The sequence below is a fragment of the Pseudomonas sp. URMO17WK12:I6 genome, assembly GCF_003253625.1.
Classification (GTDB): Bacteria; Pseudomonadota; Gammaproteobacteria; order Pseudomonadales; family Pseudomonadaceae; genus Aquipseudomonas.
This window is the reverse complement of the sequence record NZ_QKYZ01000008.1, coordinates 132,522-150,491: the sequence shown is the minus strand read 5'-3', so window position 1 is coordinate 150,491 and position 17,970 is coordinate 132,522. Positions and strand designations below refer to the sequence as shown.

Genomic DNA, 17,970 nt, shown 5'->3' with positions numbered 1-17,970 from the left:
GAAGGCGTCATCGGAGACAACAATAATTTAAAGCGGTGGGGTTTCCTGGCTCGGCTTGGTCTTGTCGACCCCCGGCACATGCAGGTTGCCCTCGGCGACCTGGGTGCCTTCGAGCTGCGGCTGCGTGACCCACGTCAGGATGTCGTAGTAGCGACGGATGTTCGCCACGAAATGCACCGGTTCGCCGCCACGGGCGTAGCCATAACGAGTCTTGCTGTACCACTGCTTCTGCGAAAGGCGGGGCAGTATTTTCTTCACGTCCAGCCATTTGTCCGGATTCAACCCTTCCTTGGCCGCCAGTTTGCGCGCGTCATCCAGGTGACCGCTGCCCACGTTGTAGGCGGCCAGCGCGAACCACGTACGATCCGGCTCCTGGATCGACTCGTCCAGTTGATCCTTCATGTAGACCAGGTATTTCGCGCCGCCCATGATGCTCTGCTTGGGGTCTAGGCGGTTGGAAACGCCCATGGCTTGCGCCGTGTTCTGGGTCAGCATCATCAATCCGCGCACGCCGGTCTTGGACGTGACCGCCGCTTGCCACAGCGATTCCTGATAACCGATCGCCGCCAGCAGGCGCCAGTCGACTTTTTCTTTCTTGGCGGACGCCTTGAAGTGCTGTTCGTATTTGGGCAGTCGTTGCTGCAAGTGCTGGGCGAAGGTGGTGGCGCCCATGTAGCCGAGTACGTCGACGTGTCCGTAGTAGCGGTCTTTGAGGCGTTGCAGGGTGCCGTTTTGCTTTACTTTGTCGAGGTAGGTGTTGATTTCGTTGAGCAGGCTGTTGTCATCGCCGGCGGCCACGGCCCAGCTCTGGTTGCTGGCATCACCGAGGTCGAAGGCGACCCGCACGTTGGGGAAGTAGACCTGGTTCATCGCCACTTCGTTGGAGTCGACCAGGGTCAGGTCGATCTGACCTTCGTCGACCATACGCAGCAGGTCGACGACTTCAACTGCGTCGGACTCTTCGTATTCAATGCCGGGATATTTCTTTTTCAGCTCTGCCAATTGCTCGGCGTGGGTGCTGCCCTTGAGCACGATGATCTTCTTGCCGACCAGATCGCCTGCGTCGGTCGGCCGCGACTGGCCGTTGCGATAGATGATCTGCGGGGTGACTTCGAGGTAGGAATGGGAAAACCGCACCTGCTTTTTGCGGTCCTCGCTGCTGACCAGGCCGGCAGCGGCCAGCACCGGGCCATTTGGCTTGCCCACCTGATTGAACAGGTCGTCGAGATTGTCGGCGGTTTCGATCTTGAGTTCGACCCCCAGATCGTCGGCGAAGCGCTTCACCAGCTCGTATTCGAAGCCGGTTTCACCATTGCGATCCTGAAAGTAGGTGGCGGGGCTGTTCCGGGTAACCACCCGCAGCACGCCATCCTCCTTTACGCGCTCCAGCGTGTTGGGTTTATCAACACAGCCACTGAGCATCAGGAAGAGTCCGGTTGCGATCAGCCATTTGGCGTACCGCGGACGCAAAGCCGTTGGGAAAAACATCTGCGCAGTATACGCAAAGGACCACGAGCGCCATATCTCGACAGAGAAGGGCTTGTCTGCTAGGGCTTCAAAAACCCGCTTGGAGCCCGCAGGAATGGGCCCGAACAGCATTTTATGACAGAAAAAATAACCCCCGGCGCGCACCTGTTCAGGGCCCGAATACCCGGCCCGACGTTCGGGTGCAACCGCGTGTACCGTTTCGGGTGATGTCGCGGGCGGTTTAGGCTAGAATGCACGGCCTCAAAGCACACCCCTTCCCGAGGCTGTCCCGAAGATGTTGATCCTGCGCGGCGCTCCTGCCCTTTCTGCCTTTCGCCACAGCAAACTCCTTGAGCAACTGAGCCAGAAGGTTCCAGCTGTCAGCGGCTTGTATGCTGAATTCGCTCACTTCGCCGAAGTTACCGGCGTCCTGACCGGCGACGAACAGCAGGTGCTCGCGCGCCTTCTGAAGTACGGCCCTAGCGTTCCGGTACAAGAGCCCACTGGTCGTCTGTTCCTGGTATTGCCGCGTTTCGGCACCATTTCGCCGTGGTCCAGTAAAGCCAGCGATATCGCTCGCAACTGCGGCCTGACCAAGATCCAGCGCCTGGAGCGCGGCATCGCGTTCTATGTCGCCGGCCAGTTCAGCGACGCCGAAGCGCAGCTGATCGCAGACGCGCTGCACGACCGCATGACCCAGATCGTGCTGGGCAACCTCGAACAAGCCTCCGGCCTGTTCAGCCACGCCGAACCCAAGCCCCTGACCGCGATCGACGTGCTGGGTGGCGGCCGCGCCGCGCTGGAAAAAGCCAACACCGAGCTGGGCCTGGCCCTGGCCGAAGACGAAATCGACTACCTGGTCAACGCCTTCCTTGGTTTGAAGCGCAACCCGCACGACATCGAACTGATGATGTTCGCCCAGGCGAACTCCGAGCACTGCCGTCACAAGATCTTCAACGCCAGTTGGGACATCGACGGTCAGAGCCAGGAAAAAAGCCTGTTCGGCATGATCAAGAACACCTACCAGATGCATAGCGAAGGTGTTCTGTCGGCTTATAAGGACAACGCCTCGGTCATCGTCGGTTCCGTGGCCGGTCGTTTCTTCCCGGACCCTGAAACCCGCCAGTACGGCGCGGTGCAGGAACCGGTGCACATCCTGATGAAAGTCGAAACGCACAACCACCCGACTGCGATTGCCCCGTTCCCGGGCGCATCCACCGGTAGTGGCGGCGAGATTCGCGACGAAGGCGCCACCGGTCGCGGCGCCAAGCCAAAGGCTGGCTTGACCGGTTTCACCGTGTCGAACCTGCAGATCCCGGGCTTCGAACAGCCGTGGGAAGTGCCGTATGGCAAACCCGAGCGCATCGTTACCGCGCTGGACATCATGATCGAAGGCCCGTTGGGCGGCGCTGCATTCAACAATGAATTTGGCCGTCCGGCGCTGACCGGTTACTTCCGTACCTTCGAACAGTCGATCACCACCCCTCATGGTGACGAAGTTCGCGGTTACCACAAGCCGATCATGCTGGCTGGCGGCATGGGCAACATCCGTGAAGAACACGTCAAGAAAGGCGAAATCGTCGTTGGCTCCAAGCTGATCGTGCTTGGCGGCCCGGCGATGCTGATCGGTCTGGGTGGCGGCGCGGCTTCCTCCATGGCCACCGGCACCAGCTCGGCAGACCTGGACTTCGCTTCCGTACAACGTGAAAACCCAGAGATGGAGCGTCGTTGCCAGGAAGTCATCGACCGTTGCTGGCAACTGGGCGACAAAAACCCGATCAGCTTCATCCACGACGTCGGTGCGGGTGGTCTGTCCAACGCCTTCCCGGAACTGGTCAACGATGGCGACCGCGGTGGCCGTTTCGAACTGCGCAACATTCCAAACGACGAGCCGGGCATGGCCCCGCACGAAATCTGGAGTAACGAATCCCAGGAACGCTACGTTCTGGCAGTCGGCCCGGCGGACTTCGAACGCTTCAAGGCGATCTGCGAGCGTGAGCGTTGCCCATTCGCGGTAGTCGGCGAAGCCACTGCCGAGCCGCAACTGACCGTGACCGACAGCCACTTCGGCAACAGCCCGGTGGACATGCCGCTCGAAGTGCTGCTGGGCAAAGCCCCGCGCATGCACCGTTCGGTGGTTCGTGAAAACGAGCTGGGCGACGATTTCGATCCGTCGACCCTCGACATCGCCAACTGCGTCGAGCGCGTCCTGCATCACCCGGCCGTGGCCAGCAAAAGCTTCCTGATCACCATCGGCGACCGCACCATCACCGGCCTCGTGGCCCGTGACCAGATGGTCGGCCCGTGGCAGGTTCCGGTGGCCGACGTTGCCGTTACCGCCACCAGCTTCGACGTTTATACCGGTGAAGCCATGGCCATGGGCGAGCGCACTCCGCTGGCCCTGCTGGACGCTCCGGCGTCGGGCCGCATGGCCATCGGCGAAACCCTGACCAACATCGCCGCCTCGCGCATCGCCAAGATCTCCGACATCAAACTGTCGGCGAACTGGATGTCCGCTGCCGGTCACCCAGGTGAAGACGCACGTCTGTATGACACCGTGAAAGCGGTCGGCATGGAACTGTGCCCTGAGCTGGGCATCACCATTCCGGTGGGCAAGGACTCCATGTCCATGGCCACTCGCTGGAACGACGAAGGTGTCGATAAGGCGGTCACTTCGCCGATGTCGCTGATCGTGACCGGTTTCGCGCCAGTGGCTGACATCCGTCAGACCCTGACCCCGCAACTGCGCATGGACAAGGGCACCACCGACCTGATCCTGATCGACCTCGGTCGCGGCCAGAACCGCATGGGTGCCTCGATCCTCGCTCAGGTTCACGGCAAACTCGGCAAACAGGCACCGGACGTCGATGACGCCGAAGACCTGAAAGCCTTCTTCGCAGTGATCCAGGGCCTCAACGCCGACGGTCACCTGCTGGCTTACCACGACCGTTCCGACGGTGGTCTGTTGACCAGCGTGGTGGAAATGGCGTTTGCCGGCCACTGCGGCCTGAGCCTGAACCTCGACGGTCTGGCAGAGACTTCCGCCGATATCGCCGCGATCCTGTTCAACGAAGAACTGGGCGCTGTGATCCAGGTTCGCCAGGACGCCACCGCGGATATCCTCGCGCAGTTCAGCGCTGCTGGCCTGGGCGACTGCGTATCGGTGATCGGTCAGCCGATGAACAACGGCGAGATCAGCATCACGTTTAACGGCGATACCGTATTCGAAGGTCAGCGTCGTCTGCTGCAACGTCAGTGGGCTGAAACCAGCTACCAGATCCAGCGTCTGCGTGATAACGCCGACTGCGCCGAACAAGAATTCGACGTGCTGCTGGAAGAAGACAACCCGGGCCTGAGCGTCAAACTCAGCTACGACGTCAACCAGGACGTCGCCGCGCCTTACATCAAGAAAGGCATTCGCCCACAGGTTGCCGTGCTGCGTGAGCAGGGCGTCAACGGTCAGGTGGAAATGGCGGCAGCGTTTGACCGTGCCGGTTTCAACGCGATCGACGTGCACATGAGCGACATCCTGGCTGGCCGTGTCGACCTGAACGACTTCAAGGGCATGGTCGCTTGCGGCGGTTTCTCCTACGGCGACGTACTGGGTGCCGGTGAAGGCTGGGCCAAGTCCGCGCTGTTCAACAGTCGCGCTCGCGATGCCTTCCAGGGCTTCTTCGAACGTACCGACAGCTTCACCCTCGGCGTGTGCAACGGTTGCCAGATGATGTCCAACCTGCACGAGCTGATCCCGGGCAGCGAGTTCTGGCCGCACTTCGTGCGTAACCGTTCCGAGCAGTTCGAAGCCCGCGTGGCCATGGTTCAGATCCAGGAGTCGAACTCGATCTTCCTGCAGGGCATGGCCGGTTCGCGCATGCCGATCGCCATCGCCCACGGTGAAGGCCATGCCGAATTCGCCAGCGAAGAAGCGTTGCTGCAAGCCGATCTGTCGGGTTGCGTGGCGATGCGTTTCGTCGACAACCACGGCAAGGTCACCGAGAAATACCCGGCCAACCCGAACGGCTCGCCGCGCGGTATCACCGGTTTGACCAGCCGCGACGGTCGCGTGACCATCATGATGCCGCACCCGGAGCGTGTGTTCCGCGCGGTGCAGAACTCGTGGCGTTCGGAAGACTGGAACGAAGACGCACCTTGGATGCGTATGTTCCGTAACGCTCGCGTCTGGGTGAACTAAGAGCGGGGAGCTGATTGCCGTGTACAAGCTCTGCTTTTTTGTTCCGGCCAGTCATGTTGAAGTGGTCAAAAGCGCTGTATTCGCCGCCGGTGGCGGGCGGATCGGGGCTTATGACCACTGTGCGTGGCAGGTGTTTGGCTTGGGTCAGTTTCGTCCGCTGGAGGGCAGTCAGCCGTTCATTGGTGAAGCTGGGCAGGTCGAGCAGGTTGAGGAATGGAAGGTTGAGCTTGTGGTCAGCGATGAGTTGATCCGGGCGGTGGTGGTGGCTCTGAAAGAGAGTCATCCCTATGAGACGCCGGCTTACGAGGTATGGCGGTTAGAGGATTTTTGATTCTCTGGCCGCTGCAATGAGAAACCCGCTGATTCTTCAGCGGGTTTTTTATTGCTCGGGATTTAACCTCTGACCTGATCCGTGATCTTCTGATCTATTTTTTCGAAGCCGACCGAAGGTAGCAGCCAGAACACACTTGATCATTCCCACGCTCTGCGTGGGAATGATCATTATGGGGGGGGAAGTTACGGGCGGATTTCGATCATCGTGCCGTCCGGTACCAGACCCCAGACTTCACGCATGTCCATGTTGCGCATGGCGATGCAGCCATCGGTCCAGTCCAGCGTGTGGAACAGGTTTTCCGGGTTCTCTTCGGTGTCTGGAGTACCGTGGATCATGATCATGCCGCCAGGCTCGACGCCTTCGCGCCGGGCGCGGGCGGAGTCGCTGATGTTGGGGTAGGAGATGTGCATCGCCAGGTTGAAACGTTCGCTGGTCTTGCGCCAGTCCAGCCAGTAAAGGCCTTCGGGGGTGCGTTTATCACCTTCCATCAGTTTTGGGCCGATGGGGCGTTTGCCCAGGGAAATGCGATAGGTCTTGAACGGCTTGCCGTCGTTGATCAACTGCAACTGATGGGCAGATTTTAGGACCAGAACTTTTTCGATGACTTTGCCGTCCGGGGCGGCCGCGACGGAAGCCTGGGAGACTGCGACGAACGATAAGCAAAACAGGGCAAGCAACCAGCGCATTGAAACGATATCCCTAAGAGGTGTCGCGACTATTTTATTTATAGATGGTTTTTTACTAACAAGTGCTTAGATGATGGCAGGCTGAGCGAGTGGCGGGATCGATTCGGACCGCACGGGGTAGACCTCGGTCCGCCGGTCAGCGAAGAAGCATTCTAATGTACGGCCGACCGTGCGGAAAGCCAGTTCGCCCCAAGGAATGTCGGCCTCTTCGAACAGCTGCACTTCCAGGCTCTCGGGGCCTGCGCGAAAATCCAGATCCACAAGCTCGGCGCGAAAGAACACATGCACCTGACTGATGTGCGGCACATCGATCAGCGTATAGATGCTCAGGTTGCGTACCCGGGCGCAAGCTTCTTCGGCGGTCTCGCGAATGGCGGCCTGTTCGATGGTCTCACCGTTTTCCATGAAACCGGCGGGCAGGGTCCAATAACCGAGCCGTGGCTCGATGGCGCGACGGCACAGCAATACCTTCGAACCCCAGGTCGGCACGCAACCGGCGACGATATTGGGGTTCTGGTAATGAATGGTATGACAGCTGTCGCAGACAAAACGCAGGCGCGAATCGCCTTCGGGAATGCGCTGGGTTACCGGGTTGCCGCATTGACTGCAATATTTCATGCTTGGGTTCCTGAATGCTGCGCCTATCTTGGCGTGCAGCGGTGTCGGTCGGCAAGTTGTCGTTTCGCGACATGAGGCTTTTCGGGGGTTGGGCGGCCGGTGCGATTGGTGCATGATGCAGGGTAAGGCACAGATCGAGAAGACTCATGCTGGACGAGCTACTGCACCGGGTAAGCAATCACACACCGCGTACGCTGGAAACCGACCGACGTTTCCCCGAAGCCGCGGTATTGGTGCCCATCACGCGCAGTGACGAACCTGAACTGGTCCTGACCCTTCGCGCCAGCGGGCTCTCGACCCATGGCGGTGAAGTCGCTTTTCCCGGCGGTCGACGCGACCCTGAAGACCCTGATCTGATCTTTACCGCTCTGCGCGAGGCCGAAGAAGAAATCGGCCTGCCGCCGGGGCTGGTCGAAGTGATCGGCCCACTGAGCCCGCTGATCTCCCTGCACGGCATCAAGGTCACGCCCTATGTCGGCGTGATTCCGGATTTCGTCGAATACCTAGCCAACGATGCCGAGATCGCCGCAGTGTTCAGCGTGCCTCTGGAATTCTTCCGCAAGGACCCGCGCGAGCACACCCACCGCATCGACTATCAGGGCCACAGTTGGTATGTGCCGAGCTATCGTTATGGCGAGTACAAGATCTGGGGGTTGACGGCGATCATGATCGTCGAGTTGATCAACCTGCTCTATGACGCGAAAATCAGCCTGCATCAACCGCCCAAGAGTTTTATCAACACCTGAAGCCATCGCTCGTATGGCGTGAATCCTGCTTTTCGCTAGTGAGCCAGCCTGGTCGTGAGGACAACAAGATGAAATACCGCCTGGGCGACGCCCGCGTCGAGACCCACCCGCAGAGCTGGGTCGCACCCAATGCCGTGCTGGTGGGCAAGGTCAAACTGGAAGAGGGCGCCAACGTCTGGTTCAACGCCGTGTTGCGTGGCGACAACGAATTGATCCTGATCGGCAAGAACAGCAACGTGCAGGACGGCACCGTGATGCACACCGACATGGGCTATCCGCTGACCATCGGTACCGGCGTGACCATCGGTCACAATGCCATGCTCCACGGCTGCACGGTGGGCGATTACAGTCTGATCGGCATCAACGCAGTGATCCTCAACGGCGCGAAAATCGGCAAGAACTGCATCATCGGCGCCAACTCGCTGATCGGTGAAGGCAAGGAAATTCCGGACGGCTCGCTGGTCATGGGCTCGCCGGGCAAGGTGGTACGCGAACTGACCGAGCCGCAGAAGAAGATGCTCGAAGCCAGCGCCGCGCACTATGTGCACAACTCGCAGCGTTATGCCCGCGATCTGGTCGAGCAGGAACAATGAGCACACCTGAACGTGAGCGACCGGTCCCGTCGCCGTGCGTGAACATTTGTGCGCTGGATGAAGATGACATTTGCACCGGGTGTCAACGCACGGTGGAAGAGATCACCCGCTGGAGCCGGATGGACAACGAGGAGCGGCGCAAGGTGCTGGGGTTGTGTCATGAGCGGGCGAAATCGAGTGGGCTGATCTGGATGTTGCCTTCCAAATCCGATTCCTGATTTTTTGTGGTAGCGCGGCTTTTGTGGCGAAGGGGCTTGCCCCCGTTGCGTTGCGAAGCGGCGCTAAACCTGCGACTTCATTCTTTCAGGCGTACGGCGTTTGCTGATTTCACGACTGCTGCGCAGCCGAACGGGGGCAAGCCCCCTCGCCACAGGTTATCTGTGCGCTGAAGATGAAGTACCCTGTGCACAAAATTGACAGGTATCTCCCGTCCATGCTCTTCCTGATCGCCTACATCAGCAGTGTCGTGCTGATCAATTACGCCTTTTCCACCGCCCCGCACCTGGACATCATCTGGTCGGCCTGGGGTGGCCTGGTGTTCGTGCTGCGCGACATGGTGCAAACCCGCTTCGGCCATGGCGCGATCGCGGCGATGCTGGTGGCGCTGGGGCTGTCTTACGTTACCTCCGATCCCTCAATTGCTCTCGCCAGTGCCACGGCGTTCGCCGTGTCCGAGTGCATCGACTGGCTGGTGTTCAGCCTCACCAAGCGCCCGTTGCACGATCGCCTGTGGATAAGTTCGGCCCTGAGCATCCCGCTGGACACCTTCATCTTCTTCGGCATGATCGATGCGCTCACACCGGGCGTGATCTTCACTGCGCTGGGTTCGAAGTTCGCGGGCATCACCGTGGTCTGGTTGGCCATGGCATGGCGCCTGCGCAAACAGGCTGTCGTCAGCTGAAGCCAAACCCTCAGGTTCATGTAAAATGCCGCGCTTTCTCCCCATGGGAAGCGCGCTTCCCTCGATGATCCGCTCCTTTGAGGACCTGAGATGACCCGTATCGGAACTCCATTGTCGCCAACCGCGACCCGCGTATTGATGTGTGGCTGTGGTGAGTTGGGCAAGGAAGTGGTGATCGAGCTGCAACGCCTGGGCGTTGAAGTGATTGCCGTGGATCGCTACGCCAATGCGCCGGCCATGCAAGTCGCCCATCGCAGCCATGTGATCAATATGCTCGACGGTGCCGCCCTGCGTGCGGTGATCGAAGCCGAGAAACCGCACTTCATCGTGCCGGAAATCGAAGCCATCGCCACCGCGACCCTGGTGGAGCTGGAGTCCGAAGGCTTCACCGTGATCCCGACTGCCCGCGCCGCACAGTTGACCATGAACCGCGAAGGCATCCGTCGCCTGGCCGCTGAAGAGCTGGACCTGCCGACATCGCCGTACCACTTCGCCGACACCTTCGAGGACTACCGTAAGGCAGTCGAAGACCTGGGCTTCCCGTGCGTGGTCAAACCGGTCATGAGTTCCTCGGGCAAGGGCCAGAGCCTGCTGCGCAGCGTCGATGACGTGCAGAAAGCCTGGGATTACGCTCAAGAAGGCGGCCGCGCCGGTAAAGGTCGCGTGATCATCGAAGGCTTCATCGACTTCGACTACGAAATCACTCTGCTGACTGTGCGTCACGTCGGCGGCACTACGTTCTGTGCGCCTGTCGGTCACCGTCAGGAGAAGGGCGACTACCAGGAATCCTGGCAGCCACAAGCCATGAGCCCGGTTGCTTTGGCCGAATCCGAGCGCGTCGCCAAAGCGGTCACCGAAGCCTTGGGCGGTCGTGGCCTGTTTGGCGTCGAGTTGTTCATCAAGGGTGATCAGGTGTGGTTCAGCGAAGTCTCGCCGCGCCCGCATGACACCGGTCTGGTGACCCTGATTTCCCAGGACCTGTCGCAGTTCGCACTGCACGCACGGGCGATCCTGGGCCTGCCGATTCCACTGATCCGTCAGTTCGGCCCATCGGCGTCGGCGGTGATTCTGGTGGAAGGGCAGTCGACTCAGACCGCTTTCGCCAACCTGGGTGCAGCGTTGAGCGAGCCGGATACTGCGTTGCGTCTGTTCGGCAAGCCTGAAGTCAATGGCCAGCGGCGGATGGGGGTTGCGTTGGCTCGCGACGAGTCTATCGAAGCTGCTCGTGCAAAAGCGACCCGTGCTGCTCAGGCTGTTGTAGTCGAGCTGTAAACCGAGGCGCGGCATTCGCGGGCAAGCCTCGCTCCTACAGGGATCACGTCAAGACGCAAGTGCGTTCGACAAATGACCCGTAGGAGCGAGGCTTGCCCGCGAAGCTTTTGGCTTCAGGCAACCCGATTCAAATCGTTATTGCGTGTCTCCTTCAGGCACAGCACTGCGATTAAGCTTAGTACTGCCGCCCCCGACACATACCCGCCGACATAACTCAAGCCACCCATCGCCACCAGTTTCTGCGCAAAGAACGGTGCCGCCGAGGCACCGACAATACCGCCCAGGTTGTAAGCCGCCGATGCGCCGGTATAGCGCACGTGGGTCGGAAACAGCTCCGGCAGCAGCGCGCCCATCGGCGCAAACGTCACGCCCATCAGAAACAGTTCTATGCACAGGAACAACGCCACGCCCCAGGTCGAGCCATGGGTCAGCAGCGGTTCCATCAAGAATCCGGACAGAATCGCCAGCACGCCGCCGATGATCAGCACCGGCTTACGCCCGAAACGATCGCTGGCCCAGGCCGACAGCGGTGTTGCGGCCGCCATGAACAGTACCGCGAAACACAGCAGGGCGAGAAAGGTTTCCCGGGTGTAGCCAAGCGTCGACACACCGTAACTCAGCGAAAACACTGTCGAGATGTAAAACAGTGCATAGCACACCACCATCGACCCGGCGCCCAGCAGCATCGGTGCCCAGTATTGGCTGAACAGCTCGACCAGCGGAATCTTCACCCGCTCCTGGCGAGCCACGGCGTTGGCGAACACCGGGGTTTCGTGGAGCTTGAGGCGTACGTACAAGCCGACCATCACCAGCGCGGCACTGAGCAGGAACGGAATCCGCCAGCCCCAAGAACGGAACTGCTCGTCGTTCAGGCTCATGGCCAGGGTCAGGAACAGGCCGTTGGCCGCCAGAAACCCGATCGATGGGCCGAGTTGTGGAAACATGCCGAACCAGGCGCGCTTGCCTTTGGGCGCGTTCTCCGTGGCCAGCAATGCGGCGCCGCCCCATTCACCGCCAAGCCCCAGGCCCTGGCCGAAGCGCAGCACGCAAAGCAGGATCGGCGCCCAGGCGCCAATACTGTCGTAACCCGGCAGTACGCCGATCAGCGTGGTGCACACGCCCATCAGCAGCAAGGACGCAACCAGTGTCGATTTTCGCCCGATACGGTCACCGAAATGGCCGAATAGCGCCGAACCCAACGGCCGCGCAAGGAAAGCGATGCCGAAGGTGAGGAATGCCGACAGCATCTGTGCGGTGCCGGAGGTTTGTGGAAAGAACACCGGGCCGATCACCAATGCTGCGGCGGTGGCATAGACGTAGAAGTCGTAGAACTCGATGGCCGTGCCGATGAAACTCGCGGTAGCCACGCGGGTGGCGGAGTTCGTCGGTTGGGCAGGCGCGGTGTCGCTGAACGTTGTGCTGGTCGTCATGTCGTTATCCCTGACAGTCATGTGCCCCAGTGGAGCGAATTATTATGGTCGAATACCCAGGGATGTGGGTTGAGGATCGGTCGCTGTTCAAGGTAGGAACAGTCGCCGCAGTGGTACGGATGGTGTCGAAGATCTGGCCGGAACCTGCTGCATGCGGGGTAAGCATGTGGTTCGGTGGGAGGCTTGGGTAAGCCGGCTCGATTATAGGAAGGTGGCTAACTATCGAACAAGAGGGGCGGTTGTTTTAACCCGTTAACGGATAAACGCAGGCGCTGAGCTGGTATGCCAGATCAGCACGCGCGTGACGCGATTTTCTTCAGTCTCCAGAATCTCCAGCCGGTATCGTCCGATCTTCAGGCACACCGCACTGTCCGGAATCGTCTCCAACGCCTCGGTCACCAAGCCGTTTAGGGTTTTCGGACCATCGCTGGGCAAATGCCAGCCGAGGCTCTTGTTCAGCTCGCGGATGGACGCTGCGCCATCAATCACCAGTCGGCCATCGGCCTGCGGGTGAATGTGCGGGTTATCCAGGCTGTGCTGGCTTTCGAACTCTCCGACGATTTCTTCGAGAATATCTTCCAGGGTCACGATACCCAGTACTTCCCCGTACTCGTCGACCACCATGCCCAAGCGCCGCTGCTGCTTGTGGAAATTCAGCAATTGCAGTTGCAACGGTGTGCTTTCCGGCACGAAGTACGGTTCGTGACTGGCCGCCAGCAGCGCTTCCACAGTCAGGCTTGAATCCGGCAACAAATGACGGATCTGCCGGGTGTTGAGCACCGCTTCGACCTGGTTGATGTCGCTGTGGAATACCGGCAGGCGGGTGCGCCTGTTGTGGCGCAGTTGCTCGATGATTTCTTCGAGGGGGTCGTCCAGGTTGATCCCGTCGACGTCGCTGCGTGGCACCAGAATATCGTTGACCGTGATGTTATCCAGTGCGTGGATACCTGACAGTGGGCGATAAGCTGCATGTTCGTGATCGTCGTGCCGATCTGCCGGTGCCTCGTCTTCGCTTTGCTGCACCACGTTGATTTTGCGGGCGAATGGACGCATCAGCAGTTGGCTGATGCCATTAAGTAGCCATGCGGCGGGATAGACGATTTTCAGCGGTATGCCGAGCAGTGTGTTGCCCAAGGCCAGGACGGCATCCGGGTGGCGGGCGGCGAGGGCGCGTGGCAGATAGTCGGCGAACACCAGCAACATTGCGCCGGCACCGAGGCAGGCAATCCAGGGGCCGTTTTGCGCCCAGGTGAAAATCGCCAGCAAGGTGCTGATGACCACCACCAGCGCGCGGCACAAGGTGTTGCAGAGGATCAGGCTGTTGAGCGGGAAGCTCAGCTTGGCCACGGGTTTGTCGCTGGAACGCGAGGCCGTGCGCTGGGCCAGTAATTGCTGTTGCGCAACTTCGATGGCGGTAAACAGCCCCGACCATAAAATCAGCAGGGCCAGCACCGCGAGCATCGGTCCTATGGGCAAGTCGTCCATTAATGCCGCCCGTCAGATGTGCAGAATGTATTCGCGGACCAGCTTGCTGCCGAAATACGCCAGCATCAGCAGGCAGAAACCGGCAAGGGTCCAGCGGATGGCTTTGTGTCCGCGCCAGCCGAGACGGTTGCGCCCCCAGAGCAGCACGCTGAACACGATCCAGGCCAGGCACGCCAGCAGGGTTTTATGCACCAGGTGCTGGGCGAACAGGTTCTCGACGAACAGCCAGCCGGAAATCAGCGACAACGACAGCAGGCTCCAGCCGGCCCAGAGGAAACCGAACAGCAGGCTTTCCATGGTTTGCAGCGGCGGGAAGTTCTTGATCAGCCCGGACGGATGCTTGTGCTTGAGCTGATGGTCCTGAACCAGCAGCAGCAAGGCCTGGAACACCGCGATGGTGAACATGCCGTAAGCGAGGATCGACAAGAGAATGTGGGCGAGAATGCCTGGCTCTTCGTCGATGACCTGCACCGTGCCGGCGGGGGCGAACTGTGCCAGCAACACTGTTGCGGCGCCCAGCGGGAACAGCAATACAAGCAGGTTTTCCACTGGAATCCGTGAGCAGGCCAGCAGGGTCAGGGCGATGACCGCTGCGGCAATCAGGCTGGCGGCGCTGAAAAAGTCCAGGGCCAGGCCGACCGGAGTCAGCAGATAGCTGATCAGGCTGGCGCTGTGGGCCAGCACGGCCAGTACGCCGAGCGTGACCAGCAGGCGTTTGTTCGCCTTGGCACCGGTGGCCAGGCGAGTGCCTTGATAGAAGGTCGCAGCGGCATATAAGCAGGCGGCGGCGAGGGTGGTAAGCAAGCTGGGTGACAAGGGGAGCATAAATCCTGTTAGGCAGGCCCGAAAGGCGTTGAGTTTGGCATAGAACCCATACGGCACGAAAGACCATACAAGCTGACAGCGAGGTGTCCGCCAGACGCAGTCTTCGCTATAATCCGCGACCTGCCCACGCCGCAGGCTCGCCGAGCACATGTTGATTCCGGTCTGGGCCGCCATTATCCCGGTCTACACAGGGCCTGAAAGGATCGCGCAATGTTTGAAAACTTAACCGACCGTCTCTCGCAGACGCTGCGCCATGTCACCGGCAAGGCCAAGCTGACCGAAGACAACATCAAAGACACCCTGCGCGAAGTGCGCATGGCGTTGCTCGAAGCCGACGTCGCCTTGCCGGTGGTCAAAGACTTCGTCAATTCGGTGAAGGAGCGCGCTGTCGGCACCGAGGTGTCGCGCAGCCTGACGCCGGGCCAGGCCTTCGTGAAGATCGTCCAGGCCGAACTCGAAAGCTTGATGGGCGCAGCCAACGAAGATTTGAACCTGAGCGCCGTTCCACCGGCCGTGGTTCTGATGGCCGGTTTGCAGGGTGCGGGTAAAACCACCACCGCCGGCAAACTGGCGCGCTTCCTTAAAGAGCGCAAGAAGAAGTCGGTCATGGTCGTGTCCGCGGACGTTTACCGTCCTGCGGCGATCAAGCAGCTGGAAACCCTGGCCAACGATATCGGCGTGACGTTCTTCCCGTCCGACCTGAGCCAGAAGCCGGTTGACATTGCGCAAGCGGCTATTAAAGAAGCCAAGCTGAAATTCATCGACGTGGTCATCGTCGACACCGCCGGTCGTTTGCACATCGACGAAGAGATGATGGGCGAGATCAAGGCGCTGCACGCCGCGATCAATCCGGTCGAAACCCTGTTCGTGGTCGATGCCATGACCGGCCAGGACGCCGCCAACACGGCCAAGGCCTTCGGTGATGCATTGCCGCTGACCGGTGTGATCCTGACCAAGGTCGACGGTGATGCCCGTGGCGGTGCCGCACTGTCGGTACGTGCCATTACCGGCAAGCCGATCAAGTTCATCGGTATGGGCGAGAAGAGCGAAGCGCTCGAGCCGTTCCACCCTGAGCGTATCGCATCGCGCATCCTCGGCATGGGCGACGTGCTCAGCCTGATCGAACAGGCCGAAGCGACCCTCGACAAGGACAAGGCCGACAAGCTGGCCAAGAAGCTGAAGAAGGGCAAGGGCTTCGACCTCGAAGACTTCCGCGATCAGCTGCAACAGATGAAGAACATGGGCGGTCTCGGCGGCCTCATGGACAAACTGCCGAATATCGGTGGTGTGAACCTGGCGCAGATGGGCAATGCCCAGGGTGCGGCAGAGAAGCAATTCAAGCAGATGGAAGCCATCATCAATTCCATGACCCCGGCCGAGCGCCGCGACCCTGAGCTGATCAGTGGTTCGCGCAAGCGCCGGATCGCCATGGGTTCCGGCACCCAGGTGCAGGACATCGGTCGCTTGATCAAGCAGCACAAGCAGATGCAGAAGATGATGAAGAAATTCTCCGCGAAAGGCGGAATGGCCAAAATGATGCGCGGCATGGGCGGTATGTTGCCCGGCGGCGGCATGCCCAAGATGTAAAGAATTCGCGCAGGAGCTTGCTCCTGCGCCGACCCACACGGACGTGGGATCTCCAGCAAACCCGCACTTGGCGGGAGCTGACTGGCCATCTTCAGCGATGGCTCTATAGCAAATCTGGATGGCACGCCGATAGGCGCCGGAAAAAGACATTTGCAAAAGTCCGGATATTCCTTAGAATATGCGGCCTTTCGGGCACCTATGCCCGCTGTGCATTTAGATTTGCAGCACCGACTACAGGAACGATGTTCACATGCTAACAATCCGTCTTGCCCTTGGCGGCTCCAAAAAGCGCCCGTTTTACCACTTGACCGTAACCGACAGCCGCAACCCGCGTGACGGTTCGCACAAGGAACAGGTTGGTTTCTTCAACCCTGTTGCTCGTGGTCAAGAAGTTCGTCTGTCCGTGAACCAAGAGCGCGTAGCCTACTGGCTGAGCGTTGGTGCACAGCCTTCTGAGCGCGTTGCTCAGTTGTTGAAGGAATCTGCTAAGGCTGCGGCCTGAGCAATATGAACGCGACGCCAGCTGTTGCTGATGATTTGATCGTTATCGGCAAGATTTACTCTGTTCACGGCGTTCGCGGCGAAGTGAAGGTGTATTCCTTTACTGATCCGATTAAAAACCTGTTGGACTACAAAACCTGGACGCTCAGGCGCGAAGGCAACGTAAAACAGGTCGAGCTGGTCAGCGGACGCGGGAACGACAAGTTCCTGGTCGCAAAGCTCAAGGGTCTTGATGATCGTGAAGAAGCTCGTCTTCTGGCTGGTTATGAGATCTGCGTGCCGCGCAACCTGTTCCCTGAATTGACCGATGGCGAGTACTACTGGTACCAGCTGGAAGGTCTGAAGGTCATCGATACTCACGGGCAATTGTTCGGGAAAATCGATCATCTTCTGGAAACCGGCGCCAATGATGTAATGGTGGTCAAGCCTTGCGCTGGCAGCCTGGATGATCGCGAACGCCTGTTGCCGTATACCGAGCAATGCGTGTTGGCCGTCGATCTGGCAGCGGGCGAGATGAAGGTGGAATGGGATGCGGACTTCTAAACGTGGCTAACCTGCGCGTAGAAGTGATCAGTTTGTTTCCCGAGATGTTCTCCGCCATCAGCGAGTACGGCATCACCAGTCGGGCGGTGAAACAGGGGCTGTTGCAGCTTACCTGTTGGAATCCGCGAGACTACACGACGGATCGACATCACACTGTGGATGATCGCCCATTTGGCGGTGGTCCGGGCATGGTGATGAAGATCAAGCCCCTGGAAGATGCTCTGGTTCAGGCCAAGGCAGCAGCCGGGGAGGCGGCGAAGGTAATTTACCTGTCCCCCCAAGGCCGTCAACTGACACAGTCGGCGGTGCGCGAGTTGGCGAATCTGGATGCATTGATCCTGATTGCCGGCCGCTATGAAGGCATTGACGAGCGTTTTATTGATGCTCATGTCGATGAAGAGTGGTCGATTGGCGACTATGTACTGTCTGGCGGCGAGCTGCCGGCGATGGTCCTGATCGATGCGGTTACACGACTGCTGCCTGGAGCTTTAGGGCATGCGGACTCCGCTGAGGAAGATTCCTTTACGGATGGTTTGCTGGATTGCCCGCACTACACCCGACCGGAGGTGTATGCGGATCAGCGTGTTCCCGACGTATTGCTAAGTGGCAATCACGCGCACATCCGGCGTTGGCGTTTACAGCAGTCCCTTGGTCGGACCTATGAACGACGCGCCGATCTTCTGGAAAGCCGCTCGCTTTCTGGAGAAGAGAAGAAGCTGCTCGAGGAATACATCCGCGAGCGGGACGATAGTTAACAACGTATCGATGGTAGATCCGACGATTTACCTTA

The 17,970-nt window shown here is 59.7% G+C and carries 17 protein-coding genes; 11 read left to right on the top strand and 6 right to left on the bottom strand.

The genetic code is table 11. From position 1 onward, the window contains the following. Positions 1-27: 27 nt before the first annotated feature. Positions 28-1,488 carry a membrane-bound lytic murein transglycosylase MltF gene (gene mltF / locus F475_RS16480; protein ID WP_018927086.1) on the bottom strand — a complete coding sequence of 487 codons (1,461 nt, stop codon included), beginning with the start codon at positions 1,486-1,488 and terminating at the stop codon, positions 28-30. Between the two features lie 274 nt (positions 1,489-1,762). Here mltF and purL point away from each other — a divergent pair, with 274 nt between their 5' ends. Further along, positions 1,763-5,659 (top strand): phosphoribosylformylglycinamidine synthase, encoded by a 3,897-nt coding sequence (purL, locus tag F475_RS16475; RefSeq protein WP_018927085.1) that lies wholly within the window; start codon positions 1,763-1,765, stop codon positions 5,657-5,659. Between the two features lie 19 nt (positions 5,660-5,678). Next, complete coding sequence (locus F475_RS16470; protein ID WP_018927084.1) at positions 5,679-5,990, top strand: YqfO family protein; 312 nt, start codon at positions 5,679-5,681, stop codon at positions 5,988-5,990. Between the two features lie 185 nt (positions 5,991-6,175). Here F475_RS16470 and F475_RS16465 read toward each other — a convergent pair whose 3' ends face one another. Both F475_RS16465 and F475_RS16460 read right to left on the bottom strand, forming a co-directional pair. Then, positions 6,176-6,679, bottom strand: coding sequence for a murein L,D-transpeptidase family protein (locus F475_RS16465; protein ID WP_086944740.1), 504 nt, complete (start codon positions 6,677-6,679; stop codon positions 6,176-6,178). 66 nt (positions 6,680-6,745) lie between these two features. Continuing rightward, entirely contained in the window at positions 6,746-7,297 is a 552-nt protein-coding gene (locus tag F475_RS16460) for an NUDIX hydrolase (protein WP_086944741.1), read from the bottom strand. A gap of 146 nt (positions 7,298-7,443) precedes the next feature. Here F475_RS16460 and F475_RS16450 point away from each other — a divergent pair, with 146 nt between their 5' ends. The 5 genes from F475_RS16450 (at position 7,444) to purT (ending at position 10,809) form a co-directional block, all read left to right on the top strand. Then, entirely contained in the window at positions 7,444-8,043 is a 600-nt protein-coding gene (locus tag F475_RS16450) for a CoA pyrophosphatase (protein WP_018927081.1), read from the top strand. A gap of 68 nt (positions 8,044-8,111) precedes the next feature. Then, positions 8,112-8,636 carry a gamma carbonic anhydrase family protein gene (locus tag F475_RS16445; RefSeq protein ID WP_007936184.1) on the top strand — a complete coding sequence of 175 codons (525 nt, stop codon included), beginning with the start codon at positions 8,112-8,114 and terminating at the stop codon, positions 8,634-8,636. Then, a complete protein-coding gene (locus F475_RS16440; RefSeq protein WP_018927080.1) occupies positions 8,633-8,854 on the top strand; it encodes a DUF1289 domain-containing protein in 222 nt (73 codons plus the stop codon). The genes F475_RS16445 and F475_RS16440 overlap by 4 nt, the downstream gene beginning before the upstream one ends. A 215-nt stretch (positions 8,855-9,069) precedes the next feature. Next, entirely contained in the window at positions 9,070-9,537 is a 468-nt protein-coding gene (locus tag F475_RS16435; protein WP_111454304.1) for a VUT family protein, read from the top strand. Between the two features lie 90 nt (positions 9,538-9,627). Next, positions 9,628-10,809: a formate-dependent phosphoribosylglycinamide formyltransferase gene (gene purT / locus F475_RS16430; RefSeq protein WP_018927078.1), complete on the top strand. Its 1,182-nt coding sequence runs from the start codon at positions 9,628-9,630 to the stop codon at positions 10,807-10,809. A 113-nt stretch (positions 10,810-10,922) separates the two neighbouring features. Here the strand turns inward: purT and F475_RS16425 are convergent, their stop codons facing one another. The 3 genes from F475_RS16425 to F475_RS16415 form a co-directional block, all read right to left on the bottom strand. After that, positions 10,923-12,239, bottom strand: a complete 1,317-nt coding sequence (locus tag F475_RS16425) for an MFS transporter (protein WP_019581065.1) — start codon at positions 12,237-12,239, stop codon at positions 10,923-10,925. Between the two features lie 252 nt (positions 12,240-12,491). Continuing rightward, complete coding sequence (locus F475_RS16420; protein WP_111454303.1) at positions 12,492-13,724, bottom strand: transporter associated domain-containing protein; 1,233 nt, start codon at positions 13,722-13,724, stop codon at positions 12,492-12,494. A 12-nt stretch (positions 13,725-13,736) separates the two neighbouring features. Beyond that, complete coding sequence (locus tag F475_RS16415; RefSeq protein ID WP_018927074.1) at positions 13,737-14,549, bottom strand: inner membrane protein YpjD; 813 nt, start codon at positions 14,547-14,549, stop codon at positions 13,737-13,739. Positions 14,550-14,759: 210 nt separating this feature from the next. Between F475_RS16415 and ffh the strand changes: the two genes are divergently transcribed. The 4 genes from ffh to trmD all read left to right on the top strand — a co-directional run bounded on the left by ffh (position 14,760) and on the right by trmD (position 17,935). Next, the gene (gene ffh, locus F475_RS16410; RefSeq protein WP_007941401.1) at positions 14,760-16,136 is read left to right on the top strand and encodes a signal recognition particle protein; all 1,377 of its coding nucleotides are present in this window, start codon (positions 14,760-14,762) and stop codon (positions 16,134-16,136) included. Between the two features lie 250 nt (positions 16,137-16,386). Beyond that, a complete protein-coding gene (gene rpsP, locus F475_RS16405; RefSeq protein WP_003198088.1) occupies positions 16,387-16,638 on the top strand; it encodes a 30S ribosomal protein S16 in 252 nt (83 codons plus the stop codon). Positions 16,639-16,643: 5 nt separating this feature from the next. Then, on the top strand, positions 16,644-17,180 hold the full coding sequence (gene rimM / locus F475_RS16400; RefSeq protein WP_019581061.1) for a ribosome maturation factor RimM: 537 nt from the start codon (positions 16,644-16,646) through the stop codon (positions 17,178-17,180). Further along, the gene (gene trmD, locus F475_RS16395) at positions 17,162-17,935 is read left to right on the top strand and encodes a tRNA (guanosine(37)-N1)-methyltransferase TrmD (RefSeq protein ID WP_172901170.1); all 774 of its coding nucleotides are present in this window, start codon (positions 17,162-17,164) and stop codon (positions 17,933-17,935) included. The genes rimM and trmD overlap by 19 nt, the downstream gene beginning before the upstream one ends. The last annotated feature ends 35 nt before the right edge of the window (positions 17,936-17,970 follow it).

What these genes read in the sequence shown, in the direction of transcription:
- mltF (WP_018927086.1), bottom strand. Translation starts at nt 1,488, where the DNA reads ATGTTTTTCCCAACGGCTTTGCGTCCGCGGTACGCCAAATGGCTGATC.
- purL (WP_018927085.1), top strand. Translation starts at nt 1,763, where the DNA reads ATGTTGATCCTGCGCGGCGCTCCTGCCCTTTCTGCCTTTCGCCACAGC.
- F475_RS16465 (WP_086944740.1), bottom strand. Translation starts at nt 6,679, where the DNA reads ATGCGCTGGTTGCTTGCCCTGTTTTGCTTATCGTTCGTCGCAGTCTCC.
- F475_RS16460 (WP_086944741.1), bottom strand. Translation starts at nt 7,297, where the DNA reads ATGAAATATTGCAGTCAATGCGGCAACCCGGTAACCCAGCGCATTCCC.
- F475_RS16450 (WP_018927081.1), top strand. Translation starts at nt 7,444, where the DNA reads ATGCTGGACGAGCTACTGCACCGGGTAAGCAATCACACACCGCGTACG.
- F475_RS16445 (WP_007936184.1), top strand. Translation starts at nt 8,112, where the DNA reads ATGAAATACCGCCTGGGCGACGCCCGCGTCGAGACCCACCCGCAGAGC.
- F475_RS16440 (WP_018927080.1), top strand. Translation starts at nt 8,633, where the DNA reads ATGAGCACACCTGAACGTGAGCGACCGGTCCCGTCGCCGTGCGTGAAC.
- F475_RS16435 (WP_111454304.1), top strand. Translation starts at nt 9,070, where the DNA reads ATGCTCTTCCTGATCGCCTACATCAGCAGTGTCGTGCTGATCAATTAC.
- purT (WP_018927078.1), top strand. Translation starts at nt 9,628, where the DNA reads ATGACCCGTATCGGAACTCCATTGTCGCCAACCGCGACCCGCGTATTG.
- F475_RS16425 (WP_019581065.1), bottom strand. Translation starts at nt 12,239, where the DNA reads ATGACGACCAGCACAACGTTCAGCGACACCGCGCCTGCCCAACCGACG.
- F475_RS16420 (WP_111454303.1), bottom strand. Translation starts at nt 13,724, where the DNA reads ATGGACGACTTGCCCATAGGACCGATGCTCGCGGTGCTGGCCCTGCTG.
- F475_RS16415 (WP_018927074.1), bottom strand. Translation starts at nt 14,549, where the DNA reads ATGCTCCCCTTGTCACCCAGCTTGCTTACCACCCTCGCCGCCGCCTGC.
- ffh (WP_007941401.1), top strand. Translation starts at nt 14,760, where the DNA reads ATGTTTGAAAACTTAACCGACCGTCTCTCGCAGACGCTGCGCCATGTC.
- rpsP (WP_003198088.1), top strand. Translation starts at nt 16,387, where the DNA reads ATGCTAACAATCCGTCTTGCCCTTGGCGGCTCCAAAAAGCGCCCGTTT.
- rimM (WP_019581061.1), top strand. Translation starts at nt 16,644, where the DNA reads ATGAACGCGACGCCAGCTGTTGCTGATGATTTGATCGTTATCGGCAAG.
- trmD (WP_172901170.1), top strand. Translation starts at nt 17,162, where the DNA reads ATGGGATGCGGACTTCTAAACGTGGCTAACCTGCGCGTAGAAGTGATC.